Genomic DNA, 17205 nt, shown 5'->3' on the forward strand with positions numbered 1-17205 from the left:
CCACCTTGAATGTGGGACCGGCTTCAGCCGGGAAGAGGCCGTCACAGCAGATACCTATCCAGCGCCCTGAACATCGCATTCCCGGCTAAAGCCGGTCCCACATTTCGATGTTTTCCAGGATATCCAGGCAAAAAAAACCGCCCCGAAGGGCGGTTCTTTTCATTCAGCCAGTCCGATTACAGCTTCGGACCCGCTGCCTTGATCGCGTCGCTCACGTCGAACTTCTTGAAGTTCTCGATGAACAGGGTCGCCAGGGCCTTGGCCGACTCATCGTAGGCCGCCTTGTCTGCCCAGGTGTTGCGCGGGTTCAGCAAGCCGGTTTCTACGCCTGGAACCAGTTTCGGTACGTCCAGGTTGATGGTGTCCAGGTGCTCGGTTTCAGCACCGATCAACGCGCCGCTCTGAATCGCTGCGATCACGCCGCGAGTCGTCGGGATGTTGAAACGCTTGCCGACGCCGTAGCCGCCACCAGTCCAACCGGTATTAACCAGGTAGACCTTGGAACCGAAGCCGCGGATGCGCTTGATCAGCAGCTCAGCGTATTCGCCAGCCGGACGCGGGAAGAACGGCGCACCGAAGCAGGTGGAGAAGGTCGACTTGATGCCAGCGCCCGAACCCATTTCAGTGGAGCCAACCAGTGCGGTGTAGCCCGACAGGAAGTGGTACGCGGCCTGCTCTTCGCTGAGGATCGACACTGGCGGCAGTACGCCGGTCAGGTCGCAGGTCAGGAAGATCACGGCGTTTGGCTCGCCACCGAGGTTTTTCGGTGCGCGTTTTTCGATCAGTTCGCGCGGGTAAGCGGCACGGCTGTTCTGGGTCAGGCTGTCATCGGCGTAGTCGGCTTTCTTGGTGACCGGGTCCAGGACCACGTTCTCCAGGACGGCGCCGTGCTGGATGGCTTTCCAGATAACAGGCTCGTTCTTCTCGGACAGGTCGATGCACTTGGCATAGCACCCGCCTTCGATGTTGAACACCACGCCAACGCCCCAGCCGTGCTCGTCGTCACCGATCAGGTAACGGCTTTCGTCGGCCGACAGGGTGGTTTTACCGGTGCCGGACAGGCCGAAGAACAGCGTTACATCGCCTTCTTCGCCCATGTTGGCGGCGCAGTGCATCGGCAGAACGTCGACCGCTGGCAGCAGGAAGTTCTGCACCGAGAACAGGGCTTTCTTCATCTCACCGGCGTAACGCATGCCAGCGATCAGGACTTTTTTGGCGGCGAAATTGATGATTACGGTGCCGTCGGAGTTGGTGCCGTCGCGCTCAGGCTCGCAGACGAACCAAGGAGCATTCTGGATCTGCCACTCGTCCTTGCCAGCCGGGTTGTACTGTTCAGGATTGATGAACAGGCAACGGCCGAACAGGTTGTGCCAGGCGGTCTCGGTGGTCATCTTGACCGGCAGGTAGTGCGCCGGGTCAGAGCCTACATGAACGTGGGAAACGAAACGCTCGCGCTCGCCCAGATAGGCAGCAACGCGGTCCCACAGGGCGTCGAACTTGTCGGCCGGGAACTTGCGGTTGATCGGTCCCCAGGCGATGGCGTCCTGAGTGCTCGGCTCTTCAACAATGAAACGATCGACTGGCGAACGGCCAGTACGATGACCCGTTTTCACAACCAGTGCGCCGGTATCAGACAGTTCACCTTCTTCGCGCTGCAGAGCTTCTTTAACCAGCTCGTCGATGCTCAGATCGGTGTACACGGTGTTGTTTGCTTGCGTCATGAGGGTCCCCGTCGGCCAGTGGCCGAGTGTTCCGAACGTTTTTGTAGTAAAAAAACAACCACTACTACAGCTTAAAAGTGGGCCGGATTATGCCAGAACTGCCTGAAAAAGGTAGGACCCTCCGGTCAGAACAGGCCCTGGGCTTTCCAAGGGCCGCTCCGAGCGCAATCAAGACGTTATCAATGGCGCGTATCGGATGGGGAGTCGACGCCGCCACCGGCGAACAGCTGGGCGATGTCAGCGGCATCGAACAGATAGCGCTGGTTGCAGAACTGACAATCGATCTCCACCGAGCCGTTGTGCTCCTCCACCAACTGCAGAGCGTCGTCCAGACCGAGACTGACCAGCGCATTGGCCGAACGCTCGCGCGAACAACTGCAACGGAACTGCAACGGCTGCACTTCGAACAGCCGCACCACTTCCTGGTGGTATAGCCGATGCAGGATGGTTTCGTTGTCCAGGCTGAGCATTTCTTCGGCGCTGAGGGTATCGGCCAGGGTCAGCAAATGCTCCCAGCTGGCGGCGCGCTCGTCCTGATCAGGGAGGCGCGCAACGGGCAGTTGTTGCAGCAGAAGGCCACGGGCGCGCTTGCCATCGGCTTTAAGCCAGAAGCGCGTACCCAGTTGCTCGGACATGACGAAGTAACTGGACAGGCTGGCAGCCAGGTCCACGCCGTCCAGGGCCACGATGCCCTGATAGCGCTTGCCCTGGCGCGGGTCGATGGTCAGCGCCAGCGAACCGTCGGGCATCAGGTCTTGAAGACCGGCACCAGGGGTAATCAGGGATTCGTCGTAACGGGCGATGCCGCGCAGCTCGCGCTCGCTTGAGCACTCGACCATCAGCAACGGTACGGCGCCACTGGAGCGCGCCTGAAGAATCAGCAGACCATCGAACTTGAGGGTGCCAACCAGCAGCGCAGCCGCCGCCATCAGCTCACCCAGCAATTGCGCGACCGGCTCGGGGTACGGGTGTTTGGCCAGCACTTCGGCGTAACTGCGCTCAAGGGCAACCAACTCGCCACGGGTGTCGCTGTCGTCGAAGATAAAACGCTGGGAGAAATCGATATCCGGGAATTCATGCATAAGAGAGGGCATCTGAATAATGACAAAATGTGTTCAAGCGACTATAAATCGCCGTTTGGCACCGAGGCGGTGCGGATTAAGGGGCAGTTTATGGAGTATCCGGCACTCTTCCAAGCCAGGTGGAACGTCCGCCAGCTTGTGTTGTGCAATTTGATCGCCTTCGCCCTGTTGGCGATCTGGGCATGGCCCATGGGGCACGCGCTGCTCACTCAATTCGACGAGTGGCTGTTCCATCTGCTTAACCGACCACTGGAGCAGAACGCCATGTGGTTGAACGTCTGGACTGTCGCCAGTATGCGGCCTTTCGACGCTATCGTCGGCCTGATTCTGTTGATGTTGCTTATCAAGGGGAATTGGGTGTTCAAGGCTATTCAGGTGCGCTCAGCGATCTTCGGCTTCGTCTCGATCCTGCTTCTGCTGCTGGTCATCCGCACGCTGTTTTCCAAGCTGATCGACGGCACCCCGTTGCAGCACGACAGCCCGTCGCTGGTGCTCAAGGATGCCATTCGGCTGAGCGATATCTTCCCGCATCTGGAAAAGCGCTGGGCCTTGAAAGACAGTTCCGGCCAGAGCTTCCCCGGTGACCACGCTTCCGTGCTGCTGATCTGGGCCTTCTTCATGACGGTGTTCAGCCGCACCTTCGTCCAGCGCCTGGTGATCTGGGCACTCTGCCTGCTGTTCATGATGCCGCGCCTGGTGGCGGGTGCGCATTGGGGTCAGGACGATTACATCGGTGGCGTGATGATCGCCCTGCTGGCCCTGGGCTGGGGTTACTACACGCCGTTCGCGGCCGTGGCGACCAACTTCTGGCTGAAGGTGACCGCGCCGATCTTCAGGCTGCTGGAGCGTTTGCCGCTGCTCAATCGCATGAGCGTGGTCAGCGGGCGTTAGTCGCTGCTGTGAAACTGAAATAGCTGCCGACGCTGTTTCTTGGTCGGCTTGCCGTCGGTAGTAACGCCCAGGTTGCCTGCCTTGCGCTGGGCTGCGGCGTTCTCCCGACGGGCGATGCTGTCCGGCGTCTCGCTGTAGAGCGTCTGCGCCTCAGGGGCTCCACGACGAACGATCGACAGCGCCTGAATCACCACCGTGCGCTCGTCAAATCCGGTACGTATCTGCAACTCGTCGCCTATATGCGGCTCCTTGCCCGGCTTGCAACGCTCGCCGCGGCAATGCACCTTGCCACTTTCAATCGCCGCCTTGGCCAACGCCCGGGTCTTATAGAACCGCGCAGCCCACAGCCATTTATCCAGACGAACCTTGTCGTCATCTTCTGGTTTTTGTGCCATATGGATTCCTCGGCAGAATTTATCGGAACTGTACTACGTCATATCGGGCACGCAGTAATGGATGTTCGCGATTAGACTGCAATGACCGCATCTTTCCCCCTGACCATGGAGCGTGAAGTGACTGAATTTCCTGAATCATTAATCTCACCCTCTGCCAGTTGCGAGGGCTGCAGCCAAAATACCCCGCTCGGATTTGAATTCGACTTCGCCTATCAACCGATCATTGACCTACGCGACAGGTCGATATTTGCCCATGAAGCACTGGTACGGGGCACTAAAGGCGAAGGCGCGGCCTCGGTGCTGGAACAGGTCAACGACAGCAACCGCTATCGCTTTGACCAGCAGTGCCGCACCAAAGCCATCAAAGGCGCGTCGCATCTGGGGATGAATTCGTTTCTGTCGATCAACTTCATGCCCAACGCGGTCTATCGCCCTGAACTGTGCATCCGCAGCACTCTGGAAGCCGCGCGAGAGCACAACTTCCCGTTGGACAGGCTGATTTTCGAAACGCTGGAAAGCGAACACATAGATAACTATCGCCATCTGACGCACATTCTGCGTGAATATCGCGAGTTCGGTTTCAAGACCGCCATTGACGATTTCGGTGCCGGCTATTCAGGCTTGGCGTTGCTTGCTGATTTTCAGCCCGACCTGTTGAAACTGGATATGGGCCTGATTCGCGATATTCATCTCGATCGGGCTCGCCAGGCGATCGTGCGAGGGGTTGTCACAATGTGTACGGACTTGGGGGTTACAGTCATCGCCGAAGGCATTGAACAGGCCGAAGAACGTGACTTTCTCGCCGATTGCGGGATATTTCTGATGCAAGGCTACTGGTTCGCCAAACCTGCATTCAAAGCATTGGCCCAGGTCGACCCTGGTGTCTGGCAGACAGCGTGATAAGTACGGAATCGCCTTGAAAACATTCGATCATCTGACAGTTATCGGCCTGCGCGAGTGGGTGGCGCTGCCTGACCTTGGGGTCGCCGGCCTGCGCGCAAAAATCGACACCGGGGCCAGCACATCCAGCCTGCATGCCACGGAAATCGAACCCTTTGAACGCGAAGGCCAGAAGTGGGTCCGATTCAACGCCCATCTGGGCACCCTGGTCCAGTTGCGCCATCGGCGCTGCGAAGCCCAGTTGGTCGCCATGAAAACCATAAAGAGCTCCAACGGCCATTCCCAGGTGCGCTATGTCATTCGCACCACGCTCGCCATGGGCGACCGGGTCTGGCCCGTGGAATTCACCCTGGCCTGTCGCAAGGCCATGCGTTATCGCCTGCTGCTGGGTTCCAACGCTTTGATCGACGGCCAATTGGTCGTCAATCCGGGCATTACATATGTTCAGGACAAGCCGGCATTCCCGGCCTCTACTACCTCTGCCACAGGTGCTGCATGAAGATCGCTGTGCTTTCGCGTAACCCGCGTCTGTATTCAACCCGTCGACTGGTCGAAGCTGGTATTGAACGTGGCCATGAGGTGGTGGTGATCGACACCCTGCGCGCCTACATGAACATCGCCAGCCACAAGCCGCAGATCCACTATCGCGGCAAACCGCTGGAAGGCTTCGATGCGGTGATTCCGCGCATCGGCGCCTCGGTAACGTTCTATGGCTGCGCGGTGTTGCGCCAGTTCGAAATGATGGGCGTATTCCCACTTAACGAATCGGTAGCCATTGCCCGCTCCCGGGACAAGCTGCGCTCGCTGCAGTTGCTGTCTCGGCGCGGCGTCGGCCTGCCGGTAACCGGCTTTGCCCACTCACCGGACGACATCCCCGACCTGATCCAGATGGTCAACGGCGCCCCGCTGGTGATCAAGGTGCTGGAAGGCACCCAGGGCATCGGCGTGGTCCTGTGCGAAACGGCCACAGCGGCCGAATCGGTGATCGAGGCGTTCATGGGCCTCAAGCAGGACATCATGGTTCAGGAGTACATCAAGGAAGCCGGGGGCGCCGATATTCGCTGCTTCGTAGTCGGCGACAAGGTTATCGCCTCGATGAAGCGCCAGGCCAAGCCGGGGGAGTTCCGCTCCAACCTGCACCGTGGCGGCAGCGCCAGCCTGATCAAGATCACCCCGGAAGAACGCATGACCGCCATTCGCGCCGCCAAGGTCATGGGCCTGAGCGTTGCGGGTGTGGATATCCTGCGCTCCAACCATGGGCCGCTGGTGATGGAGGTCAACTCCTCGCCGGGTCTGGAGGGCATCGAGACCACGACCAACAAGGACGTGGCCGGGATGATCATCGAGTATCTGGAGAAGAACAGCGGGCCGCATATGACACGTACGCGGGGGAAGGGCTAAGAGCAGCTGCGAGCTATGAGCTGCAAGCTTCGAGCTAAAAGCAGGTGTGCGGCACGGCTTCTAGCTTGCGGTTCGAAGCTCGAAGCTGCTTTTCAGACCGCATCCCTGGGCAGCATCAATCCCAACGGCAACCGCACCCGGGCCTCAAGCCCGCCGCCGGAGCGGTTGCGCAGCTCGACAATCCCGCCATGCATCGAGGCAATGCGCTTGACGATCGCCAGGCCCAGCCCGGTGCCCTTGCCGCTACGGGCGCGGTCGCCGCGAATGAAGGGGTTGAAGATCACGTCCAGCTCGGAAGGATCAATGCCTGCGCCGCGGTCCAGTACGCTCAGCACGACATAAGGCGCGCTGCTGTCGCCGGAGACATAAGCTGCCACCTCGATACCGCTGCCGCCATGGTGCATGGCATTGCCGATCAGGTTGGTCAGCAGGCGCTTCATCGACACTCGCCGCAACGGAAACGGCGGGATGGGCTCCAGGCACAGGCGTATCTGTTCTTCCGCCGTGTTGAACGGCGTGACGACTTCACGCACCAGATCACCGAGGTCGACTTCTTCGATCTGCTCATCACGACCATCACGGATAAACGCCAGGAACTGGTCGAGAATCGCATCCATGTCCTCGATATCCCGGACCATGCCCTGGGTCAGTTCGTTGTCGTCGACCATCAACTCCAGTGACAGCCTCAAGCGCGTGAGCGGTGTGCGCAGATCATGGGACACCCCTGCCAGCATTAGCTCGCGCTCCTGACCGGCTTGCTCGACATCTTCGGCCATCTGGTTGAAGGCGCGGTAAACCTCGGTCATTTCGCTGGGCGTATCGCTGACCGGCAGACGCACGCTGCGCCCCTGGCCCAGTTGCCGGGCGGCGAACACCAACCGCTTGAGCGGCTGATTGAGCTGACGCACGAAGATCCAGGCACTGGCGGTCGACAGAAAGCCGATGGCGAGAAACCAGCCCAGCACACTCCAGATCTTCTGCCCGCGCAACGGATGCGGATACAAGGGCACCTTCAGCCAACCCTCTCCCAGGCTCGGCGCCCGCACCCACAGCGCGGGCGGTGCGTGCACGCGCAGGCGAACTTCGGTGTCTTCGCCCAGCTCGGCCTGCATCTGCCGCTGATAGATCTCGCTGTAGGGCCAGTGCTGCTCACCCTCCGGCACCCCGCCGCCCACCACCCGGATCAAGCCCGCAGCCTCGGCAATGGCTTCGCGATCATGCTCGTCGGCCGCCCAATAGGCGCGCAGGGTCAGCGCCACGCCATGGCTGTACTGGCGGTCGACCAGCACGTCTTCGTTCATCAGCAGATAGACGAAGGTCAGTGCCTTGGAAAACAGCACGACGATCAGCACCAGCCAGAGCGTGCGAGAGAAAAAGCTTTGTGGAAACCAGAGCGGGGTCTTCATAGAGGGGCTTTTGAGCTGTGCAGGAGCGGCGAAAAAATGTGCATATCGCACATACACGAACGTCGATAACCCCGCAAAGGGTTACCGACGTATTGGGCAAAAACAGCGCTCTGAACGCCTGAATGCACCTTATTGCTTGGTGCCGGCGCCATCCGGCACAAATACATAACCCACACCCCAGACGGTTTGAATGTAGCGCGGCTTGGATGGATCAGGCTCGATCAGGCGGCGCAGACGGGAAATCTGCACGTCGATAGAGCGCTCCAGAGCATCCCATTCGCGGCCACGAGCCAGATTCATCAGCTTGTCCCGGGTCAGCGGCTCGCGAGCGTGCATGACCAACGCCTTGAGTACGGCAAACTCGCCGGTGGTCAGCATATGTACTTCTTCGCCGCGCTTGAGTTCGCGGGTCGCCAGGGACAGCTCGTAATCACCGAAGGACACCGACTCGTCTTCGCTGGCCGGAGCCCCGGGAACCGGCGCAGCCTGGCGACGCAGTACTGCCTTGACGCGCGCCATCAACTCATCGGGGTTGAAAGGTTTGGCCAGATAATCGTCGGCGCCCAGTTCCAGGCCCTTGATACGGCTCAGCTCATCGCCCTTGGCGGTCAGCATGATGATCGGCACCTGATTGTTCGCGGCGCGCAGACGACGGCAGGCAGACAGGCCATCTTCACCGGGCAGCATCAGATCCAGCACCACCAGGTTGAAGACCTCACGGGACAACAGCCGGTCCATTTGCTCAACGTTGGCCACCGCTCGGGCGCGGTAGCCCTTGCTGGTGAAAAAACGCTCTAACAGGCTGCTCAAACCCGGATCGTCATCAACGATCAGGATTTTTTCGCCTTCAGCAATTTGTGCAGTGCTGCTCATTGGATGCTCCTCTAATCTCGGCGCGCATTATGGCGTAGCTAATGTGAAGCGCACCGTGTGCATTGTTAGCAGATTTTACGGTAGCCGCCTTTCGCGGCCTTTTCACTGCTCGAATGGGGGCTGTTACATCGGTGAATCCCCTAACCCGGCTTCGCTGGGTATAATGCGCCGCCTCGAAAGTCAGGCAACGCCAGACAATAGCAGTTCGCTAGTATCTTGGATTTTTTGCTCACATCGTCGCCAGGTGGTCTTTATGGACAGCATTAACAGCCGCATCGCCGAAGAACTCGGCGTACGCCCACAACAGGTCGCAGCGGCCGTAGCTCTACTGGATGAAGGCTCCACCGTACCCTTCATTTCCCGTTACCGGAAGGAAGTCACCGGCAGCCTGGATGACACGCAGTTGCGTCATCTGGAAGAACGCCTGCGCTACCTGCGTGAACTCGACGAGCGCCGCGCCAGCATCCTGGCCAGCATCGAAGAGCAAGGTAAACTGACTCCGGAACTGACCCGCGACATCAATCTGGCCGACACCAAGACCCGCCTCGAAGACCTTTACCTGCCGTACAAGCAGAAGCGCCGCACCAAGGGCCAGATCGCCCTGGAAGCCGGCCTTGGCGAGCTGGCCGACGGTCTGTTCAACGATCCGAACCTGAACCCGGAAGGCGAAGCCGCGCGTTTCGTCGATGCCGACAAAGGCGTTACCGATACCAAAGCCGCCCTGGAAGGCGCCAAGTACATCCTCATGGAGCGCTTCGCCGAAGACGCCAGCCTGCTCGACAAGCTGCGCAGCTTCCTCAAGCACGAAGCCGTGATCAGCGCCCGCGTCGTGCCGGGCAAGGAAGAGGAAGGCGCCAAGTTCCGCGATTACTTCGAACACGACGAGCCCCTGAAAAGCATGCCCTCGCACCGTGCCCTGGCGATTTTTCGCGGCCGCAACGAAGGCATCCTCAGTTCGTCGCTGAAAGTCGGCGAAGAACTGCCGGGCACCCTGCACCCATGCGAAATGATGATCAGCGAGCGTTTCGGCCTGCAAAATCAGAACCGTCCGGCGGATAAATGGCTGGGCGAAGTGGTGCGCTGGACCTGGAAGGTCAAGCTTTACAGCCATCTGGAAACCGACCTGCTGGGCGAACTGCGCGACGCCGCGGAAACCGAGGCGATCAACGTGTTCGCCCACAACCTGCATGACCTTCTGCTCGCTGCGCCTGCCGGCCCGCGCGCCACCCTGGGTCTGGACCCGGGCCTGCGCACCGGCTGCAAGGTCGCCGTGGTCGACTCCACCGGCAAGCTGCTGGACTACGCCACCGTCTACCCGCACGTGCCGAAGAACCAGTGGGACCAGACCATCGCCGTGCTGGCCGCCCTGTGCGCCAAACACTCGGTGGACCTGATCGCCATCGGCAACGGCACTGCCAGCCGCGAGACGGACAAACTGGCCGCCGACCTGATCAAAAAATACCCAGGCCTGAAAATGACCAAGGTCATGGTCTCCGAAGCCGGTGCCTCGGTGTATTCCGCTTCCGAGTTGGCTGCCAAGGAATTCCCGGACCTGGACGTGTCGATCCGCGGCGCCGTGTCCATCGCCCGTCGCCTGCAGGACCCGCTGGCCGAACTGGTGAAGATCGACCCGAAATCCATCGGTGTCGGCCAGTACCAGCACGATGTGTCGCAGCTGAAGCTGGCCCGTGGCCTGGATGCGGTGGTGGAAGACTGCGTGAACGCCGTCGGCGTCGACGTCAACACGGCTTCGGTGGCACTGCTGGCGCGGATTTCCGGCCTCAACAGCACCCTGGCGCAGAACATCGTCTCGCACCGTGATGAAAACGGCGCCTTCAAGACCCGCGCGGCGCTGAAGAAAGTCAGCCGTCTGGGCGAGAAGACCTTCGAGCAGGCCGCCGGCTTCCTGCGCGTCATGAACGGCGACAACCCGCTGGACTCCTCGGCGGTGCACCCGGAAGCCTATCCACTGGTGCAGCGTATTGCCGCTGAAACCGACCGCGATATCCGCTCGCTGATCGGCGACGCCAGCTTCCTCAAGCGTCTGGACCCGAAGAAGTACACCGACGAGACTTTCGGCCTGCCGACCGTCACCGACATCCTGCAAGAGCTGGAAAAGCCCGGCCGCGACCCGCGCCCCGAGTTCAAGACCGCTGAATTCCAGGATGGCGTGGAAGACCTCAAGGATCTGCAACTGGGCATGATCCTCGAAGGTGTCGTCACGAACGTTACCAACTTCGGCGCGTTCGTCGATATTGGCGTCCACCAGGACGGTCTGGTGCACATCTCGGCGCTGTCCGAGAAGTTCATCAAGGACCCGCGTGAAGCCGTGAAAGCCGGTGACGTGGTCAAGGTCAAAGTCATGGAAGTCGATATCCCGCGCAAACGCGTCGGCCTGTCGATGCGTATGAGCGATACGCCCGGCGAGAAGATCGACGGTGCCCGTGGTGCGCGTCCAGGCTCGAGCCCGCGTCAGTCCTCGACGCCAGCACCACGCAAGGAAACCCAGACTGCAGCCCCGGCCAACAACGCCATGGCTTCGTTGTTCGCCAACGCCAAACAACTGAAGAAACGCTGATGGATATCCCTGAGAATCTGACCCATAGCGCCTACTTCCGCACCCTTGGCTGCGATGTACGCAGCCTGGACGAAAGCGGCGTTGCCACAGTCGCCCTGGCGCTGGAACCGCACTTGCGCAATCGCGGCAATGTGATGCACGGCGGGGCGATCTTCAGCCTCGTCGATATCACCATGGGCCTGGCCTGCTCCTGCGCCCATGGCTTCGACCAGCAAAGTGTCACGGTCGAGTGCAAGATCAACTATGTGCGCGCGGTCGGCGATGGCGAAGTGCTGTGCATCGCCAAGGTCTTGCACGCCGGGCGGCGCACGCTGGTGGTCGAGGCAGAAGTCGTGCAGGGCGACAAACTGGTCGCTAAAGCGCAAGGCACGTTCGCAGTGCTATAGCCGTGTCGGTTTGATTTGGAGTAATTTCGGCACTACGAAAGCAGTGCCGAAACCTTCTCGACGCTGCGATTAGACCCCGTGATCGGACCCGGCGTTTCTGACCCAGACCAGGCGACAACGCCAGTTTCTTTCTTCACCCTTGTAGATCGTCTTTTCCACCCCCATATCGGGGCGAATGATGCGTGAAGGAATCCATCTTGAGCGAACTTCTCAACCGCCGTCTGGCTCTGCTTGGCGAGCGCTCCAACCTATCCCTGTTGGAACAGTGCCTGCACGGTATCGAGCGTGAATGCCTGCGCGTGACCGGTGAAGCCCGTCTGGCCCAGACCCCACACCCGGAAGCCCTGGGCTCGGCACTGACCAACGGTCTGATCACCACGGACTATTCCGAGTCGCTGCTGGAGTTCATCACTCCGGCCCTGGCCAGCCCGGCCGAGACCTTGGACAGCCTCGACAAGATTCACAGGTTTGCCTACAGCAAGCTGGGCAACGAGTTCCTCTGGAGCCCGTCCATGCCCGTCCCGCTGCCTGCCGAGGAAGACATTCCGATTGCCTATTACGGCACTTCGAATATCGGCAAGCTCAAGTACGTGTACCGCAAGGGCCTGGCCCTGCGCTACGGCAAAACCATGCAGTGCATCGCCGGGATCCACTACAACTTCTCCCTGCCCGAGGCCGTCTGGCCGCTGCTCAAGCAGACCGAGACGTTTGACGGCGATGCCCGGGACTACCAGTCCCATTCCTACATCGCGCTGATCCGTAACTTCCGTCGTTACAGCTGGTTGCTGATGTACCTGTTCGGTGCTTCGCCTGCGCTGGACGCCGGTTTCCTGCGCGGCCGTTCGCATCAGTTGGAACAGTTCGACGCCGATACCCTGTATCTGCCCTACGCCACCAGCCTGCGCATGAGCGACCTGGGTTACCAGAGCAACGCCCAGGCCGATCTGACGCCGTGCTACAACGACCTGATCAGCTACACCGACAGCCTGCGCAAGGCAGTAGCCACCCCGTATGCGCCGTACGTCGAGATCGGCACGCACAAGGACGGCGAATGGATTCAGCTCAACACCAACGTGTTGCAGATTGAAAACGAGTACTACTCCACCATCCGCCCCAAGCGCGTGACCTACTCGGGCGAGAGGCCGATTCAGGCGTTGATGTCCCGTGGTGTGCAGTACGTGGAAGTGCGCTGCCTGGATATCAACCCGTTCCTGCCGACCGGTATCGACCTGCAGCAAGCCCGCTTCATCGACGCCTTCGTACTGTACTGCGCCTTGCAGGAAAGCCCGCAACTGGCGAACAACGAATGCAGCGGCGCGTCTACGAACTTCCTCACCGTCGTGAAGGAAGGCCGGCGTCCGGGTCTGGAGCTGCAAGGGCCAGGCGGCAGCGTCGAGCTCAAGGTCTGGGCCACCGAGCTGCTTGAGAAAATCGCGCCGATTGCAGCGTTGCTGGATCAGGCTCAGGATGGCGGCGAGGAGCACGCCAAGTCGCTGCAAGTTCAACTGGCCAAGGTCAAGGACTCGTCCCTGACGCCATCGGCACAGATTCTGGCGAGCATGACCGAACACAAGGAAGGCTTCACTGCTTTCTCGTTCCGCCAGAGCCAGGCTCATGCCGATTACTTCCGCAGCCAGCCACTGAGCGTCGAGGAACAGGCCCGTTTCGAAAGCCTGGCCAGAACCTCGATCGCCGAACAGGCGGAACTGGAGCAGACCGAAGAGCCCGTCGATTTCGACACCTTCGTCGGTGCCTATCAGGCGAGCATTCTGGCGATCAGTAACTAGCGTGCTGTAGGCGTCGGCTTGCCGGGTGTGGGAGCCGCCTTGGTGGCGATCGAGTGCGGAGCACTCGCAATTGCGTCGGTGACTGATCCGACGTCATCGCCAGCAAGCCGGCTCCCACAGGACCTCATTCCATATCGGATTTTCTGCTCGTACGCACTTCCCGCGCCGCATCCGCCATCGCCAACCAGCTCCGCCTGGCCCGCACATAATCCTGGGTAGGTCTCAGTCCGACAAAAAACTCGATGGTGTCCTGGGCCGTGTCGTGAAAATTCACGCACTCAAGGGCTATCAGGCGATGGTCGATCAGCTCGACGAACAACTGCGCCAGAGACTGCGGGGTAAACACCCAGCAGTGCACGTCGTGATAAGCCCCTGAATCCAGTATCTGCCGTGCAATTCCCTGTGCATCGCCGAGGCTATGGTGATGTTCAAGCTGGTCAGGCTCGATCAGCCCGCGCCACGCCTTGGCGCCATCCAGCTTGACGACGTTGAGCACATAATCCATCACGATATGCGCCAACGGCCAGCGCGCTTCGACCAGATGGGCATACAGCACATCGCTCAAGCGGGTTGTGTTCCTGAGGTAGTCAAAGGTGAAGCGCTTGTCCGGCACTACCAGCCGAATCTCCCCGCCCTCCTGCAGGATCGACGTCAGCTCGTTGAGCCAGCCGATCAGGTCCGGTACATGCTCGATAACGTGGGAGGCGACGACATAATCGACCTTGCGACCCACCGCCTGCGCCAGGGTCTTTTCAGCGAGAACAGCCGTTACCTCGACTATTTCATCGATCTGTACATCCGGGTCATGACGGTATTTGTCACGCAGCGCTTGGGTACTGGCGTGATCGGCGTAGATGACTGCGTGGTCGGCAGCCTTGATGAAGGGGCGGCATAGCGCACCGATCTCCAGGCCAAGCGTACCTTCCAGGGTCAACCCCGACAGCAGCTTTGCTCTTCGGTCCATTGGCATATTCCTTGTTTGAGGACCCGACAACAGGTTGCACAACAAGGATCGCAATGAATGGGTCGCGTGATGAGTCTGACGGCAAAACTATAGGCTATCGGCGCCGCCTGGACTGGCAGCGCCGACGGCCGTCAATTACAGAGCTTTTTCGAAGATCTTCGAATTACGCTGGAAGTTATACAGCGACGCACGGGCCGCCGGCAGCCGCTCGACGCTGCTCGGCTCGAAGCCGCGCTCACGGAACCAGTGCGCGGTGCGGGTGGTGAGGACGAACAGGGTCTTGAGGCCCAGTTCCCGCGCCCGTGTTTCGATACGCTCGAGCAGCTCGTCACCGCGACCGCCATGGCGGTACTCGGGATTGACCGCCAGGCAAGCCAGTTCGCCGGCCTCGGAATCGGCAATCGGATACAGCGCCGCACAGGCAATGATCAGGCCTTCGCGCTCGACCACACTGAACTGCTCGATCTCGCGCTCCAGCACTTCACGGGAGCGGCGCACCAGAATGCCCTGCTCTTCCAGGGGCGTGATCAAATCCATCAAGCCGCCGACATCTTCGATAGCGGCTTCACGAACCCGTTCGAACTGCTCCTGAGCGACGAGAGTACCGCCACCGTCACGAGTGAACAGCTCGGTGAGCAAGGCGCCATCTTCGGTGTAGCTGACGATATGGCTGCGGCCCACGCCACCGCGGCAGGCTTCGGCCGCCGCATCCAGCAGCTCGGCCTGATAGTTGTTGCCCAGCCGCGCCAGATGCGCCGGAACCTGCTGCGGACGCAGCTCACGGACCAGTCGGCCGTTCTCGTCGAGCAAGCCGGTTTCTTCACCGAACAGCAGCAGCTTGTCGGCGCCCAGATCGATGGCGGCGCGGGTGGCGACGTCTTCGCAGGCCAAATTGAAAATCTCACCGGTAGGCGAATAACCCAGAGGCGACAGCAGGACGATATGACGCTCGTCCAGCAGGCGATTGATGCCTTTGCGGTCGACGCGACGGACTTCACCGGTGTGCTGGTAATCCACGCCTTCGAGCACACCGATCGGCCGGGCGGTGACCTGGTTACCACTGGTCACCCGCAGCCGCGAGCCCTGCATCGGCGAGGCGGCCATGTCCATGGACAGGCGCGCTTCGATAGCGATACGCAGCGCGCCCACGGCATCGATCACGCACTCAAGGGTCGGCGCATCGGTAATCCGCATGTCGCGATGGTAATGCGAGGTCAGGCCGCGAGCGCTCAGGCGGCTTTCAATCTGCGGGCGCGAACCATGGACCAACACCAGGCGCACGCCAAGGCTGTGCAGCAGCACCAGGTCGTGGACGATATTGCCGAAATTGGGATGTTCCACACCGTCGCCGGGCAGCAGAACGACAAAGGTCCGTTCCCGGTGGGCGTTGATATAGGGAGACGCATGGCGAAGCCAGTTCACGTAATCGGGCATAACCTGAAAAGCCTGTAGAAAATTGGACGAAGGACAGCAACACGCACAACTCTGTAGTCGTTATCGTCGGAACAGGCTTGGCAACACGTGCACTCTCCTTCTATCTCTGGTTTTTTCCTGTGGGACCGGCTTTAGCCGGGAAGACGCATTCCCGGCTAAAGCCGGTCCCACATTACATCGCAACATCCAAATCCGCTCACTGCGGGCTCAGGCAATAATGCTCAATCAACTGCCGCAACAGCGTCACTGTAGGCTGCAAGCGTGACATTTCGAGGTATTCCCCCGGCTGATGCGCACAAGCGATATCGCCAGGACCTAAAACCAGGGTCTCGCAACCAAGGCGCTGAAGATAAGGCGCTTCGGTGCCAAATGCCACTGCTTCGGCAGTATGACCGGTCAAACGTTCCGCCACCCGCACCAGTTCGGCATCGGCGAGCTGTTCGAAGGGCGGCACTTCAGGGAATAGCGGCGCGTAATCGATCTGCACCTTATGGCGCTCGGCCAGGGGCTGCAGCTTCTGCTGGATCGCCGCGCGCAGCACGTTCGGGTCCATGCCCGGCAGCGGGCGCAGGTCGAATTCCAGAGAGCACTGGCCGCAGATCCGGTTGGGGTTGTCGCCGCCATGGATGCAGCCGAAGTTAAGGGTCGGCTGCGGCACGCTGAACTGCGGATTGCGGTACTCCTGCTGCCACTGCGCACGCAGGCCTTTCAGCTCACTGATGGCGTCGTGCATGGCTTCCAGCGCGCTGTGCCCCAGGCTCGGGTCGGAGGAATGGCCGCTGCGCCCAAGAATATCGATGCGCTCCATCATCACGCCCTTGTGCAGGCGGATTGGCCGCAGCCCCGTCGGCTCGCCGATCACTGCCGCGCGCCCCAAGGGCCGACCCGCCTCGGCCAGAGCCCGGGCACCGGCCATGGAGCTTTCTTCGTCGCAAGTCGCAAGAATCAGCAACGGCTGCTTGAAGGGTTGATCAAGCAGACCGCGCACCGCTTCGATGGCCAGGGCAAAAAAGCCCTTCATGTCGCAACTGCCCAGGCCGACCCAGCGCCCGTCGACTTCCGTCAGCTTGAGCGGATCGGTTTTCCACAATGCCTCGTCGAACGGCACGGTATCGCTGTGCCCGGCCAGCACCAGGCCGCCAGGGCCGGTGCCATAGGTGGCCAGCAGGTTGAACTTGCCCGGCGAGACCTGCTGGATATCGCAGGCAAAGCCCAGGTCGCCCAGCCAACCGGCCAGCAGATCGATCACTCCACGGTTGGACTGGTCCAGCGACGGCTGGGTGCAGCTCACCGAAGGTGCGGCGATCAGGGCGGCGAACTGGTCTTTCATCGACGGCACGGGCATAGACATTCCTCAAGGCGGGGCGACACGCCGGTTCATCATAGG

15 protein-coding genes are annotated in these 17205 nt (G+C 60.6%); 7 read left to right on the forward strand and 8 right to left on the reverse strand.

Going from position 1 to position 17205, the window contains the following annotated elements:
• Window positions 1-176: 176 nt before the first annotated feature.
• Both AC1Z24_RS30190 and hslO read right to left on the reverse strand, forming a co-directional pair.
• The gene (locus AC1Z24_RS30190) at window positions 177-1721 is read right to left on the reverse strand and encodes a phosphoenolpyruvate carboxykinase (RefSeq protein ID WP_483743891.1); all 1545 of its coding nucleotides are present in this window, start codon (window positions 1719-1721) and stop codon (window positions 177-179) included.
• Between the two features lie 179 nt (window positions 1722-1900).
• On the reverse strand, window positions 1901-2803 hold the full coding sequence (gene hslO, locus AC1Z24_RS30195) for an Hsp33 family molecular chaperone HslO (RefSeq protein WP_483743892.1): 903 nt from the start codon (window positions 2801-2803) through the stop codon (window positions 1901-1903).
• Between the two features lie 90 nt (window positions 2804-2893).
• Here hslO and AC1Z24_RS30200 point away from each other — a divergent pair, with 90 nt between their 5' ends.
• Window positions 2894-3694 carry a phosphatase PAP2 family protein gene (locus AC1Z24_RS30200; protein WP_259104016.1) on the forward strand — a complete coding sequence of 267 codons (801 nt, stop codon included), beginning with the start codon at window positions 2894-2896 and terminating at the stop codon, window positions 3692-3694.
• Here AC1Z24_RS30200 and AC1Z24_RS30205 read toward each other — a convergent pair.
• The gene (locus tag AC1Z24_RS30205) at window positions 3691-4089 is read right to left on the reverse strand and encodes an RNA-binding S4 domain-containing protein (RefSeq protein WP_483743893.1); all 399 of its coding nucleotides are present in this window, start codon (window positions 4087-4089) and stop codon (window positions 3691-3693) included. The genes AC1Z24_RS30200 and AC1Z24_RS30205 overlap by 4 nt on opposite strands.
• Before the next feature lie 117 nt (window positions 4090-4206).
• Here AC1Z24_RS30205 and rimA point away from each other — a divergent pair, with 117 nt between their 5' ends.
• Genes rimA through rimK form a run of 3 tightly spaced genes read left to right on the forward strand, consistent with a single transcriptional unit; the run spans window position 4207 to window position 6390 of the window.
• Window positions 4207-4989 carry a S6 modification regulatory phosphodiesterase RimA gene (gene rimA, locus AC1Z24_RS30210; protein WP_483746748.1) on the forward strand — a complete coding sequence of 261 codons (783 nt, stop codon included), beginning with the start codon at window positions 4207-4209 and terminating at the stop codon, window positions 4987-4989.
• A gap of 16 nt (window positions 4990-5005) precedes the next feature.
• Window positions 5006-5488: a retropepsin-like aspartic endopeptidase RimB gene (gene rimB, locus AC1Z24_RS30215; RefSeq protein WP_483743894.1), complete on the forward strand. Its 483-nt coding sequence runs from the start codon at window positions 5006-5008 to the stop codon at window positions 5486-5488.
• Window positions 5485-6390 (forward strand): 30S ribosomal protein S6--L-glutamate ligase, encoded by a 906-nt coding sequence (rimK, locus tag AC1Z24_RS30220; RefSeq protein ID WP_259104012.1) that lies wholly within the window; start codon window positions 5485-5487, stop codon window positions 6388-6390. The genes rimB and rimK overlap by 4 nt, the downstream gene beginning before the upstream one ends.
• A 92-nt stretch (window positions 6391-6482) precedes the next feature.
• Here rimK and AC1Z24_RS30225 read toward each other — a convergent pair whose 3' ends face one another.
• Window positions 6483-7796: an ATP-binding protein gene (locus AC1Z24_RS30225; RefSeq protein ID WP_483743895.1), complete on the reverse strand. Its 1314-nt coding sequence runs from the start codon at window positions 7794-7796 to the stop codon at window positions 6483-6485.
• A gap of 129 nt (window positions 7797-7925) precedes the next feature.
• A complete protein-coding gene (ompR, locus tag AC1Z24_RS30230) occupies window positions 7926-8669 on the reverse strand; it encodes an osmolarity response regulator transcription factor OmpR (RefSeq protein WP_259104009.1) in 744 nt (247 codons plus the stop codon).
• Between the two features lie 253 nt (window positions 8670-8922).
• On the opposite strand from ompR, the gene AC1Z24_RS30235 reads away from it, so the two are divergent.
• The 3 genes from AC1Z24_RS30235 (at window position 8923) to gshA (ending at window position 13420) form a co-directional block, all read left to right on the forward strand.
• Entirely contained in the window at window positions 8923-11247 is a 2325-nt protein-coding gene (locus tag AC1Z24_RS30235) for a Tex family protein (RefSeq protein WP_483743896.1), read from the forward strand.
• Window positions 11247-11633, forward strand: a complete 387-nt coding sequence (locus AC1Z24_RS30240) for a PaaI family thioesterase (protein WP_259104001.1) — start codon at window positions 11247-11249, stop codon at window positions 11631-11633. Before AC1Z24_RS30235 ends, AC1Z24_RS30240 begins: the two co-directional genes overlap by 1 nt.
• 197 nt (window positions 11634-11830) lie before the next feature.
• Entirely contained in the window at window positions 11831-13420 is a 1590-nt protein-coding gene (gene gshA, locus AC1Z24_RS30245; RefSeq protein WP_483743897.1) for a glutamate--cysteine ligase, read from the forward strand.
• A gap of 124 nt (window positions 13421-13544) precedes the next feature.
• Here gshA and AC1Z24_RS30250 read toward each other — a convergent pair whose 3' ends face one another.
• From AC1Z24_RS30250 to argE, 3 genes are all read right to left on the reverse strand, one after another.
• A complete protein-coding gene (locus AC1Z24_RS30250; protein WP_483743898.1) occupies window positions 13545-14384 on the reverse strand; it encodes a class I SAM-dependent methyltransferase in 840 nt (279 codons plus the stop codon).
• 135 nt (window positions 14385-14519) lie between these two features.
• On the reverse strand, window positions 14520-15818 hold the full coding sequence (gene argA, locus AC1Z24_RS30255) for an amino-acid N-acetyltransferase (RefSeq protein ID WP_259103996.1): 1299 nt from the start codon (window positions 15816-15818) through the stop codon (window positions 14520-14522).
• A 196-nt stretch (window positions 15819-16014) separates the two neighbouring features.
• The gene (argE, locus tag AC1Z24_RS30260) at window positions 16015-17163 is read right to left on the reverse strand and encodes an acetylornithine deacetylase (RefSeq protein WP_483743899.1); all 1149 of its coding nucleotides are present in this window, start codon (window positions 17161-17163) and stop codon (window positions 16015-16017) included.
• Window positions 17164-17205: the final 42 nt, after the last annotated feature.

The organism is Pseudomonas sp. JL23 (genome assembly GCF_056933585.1).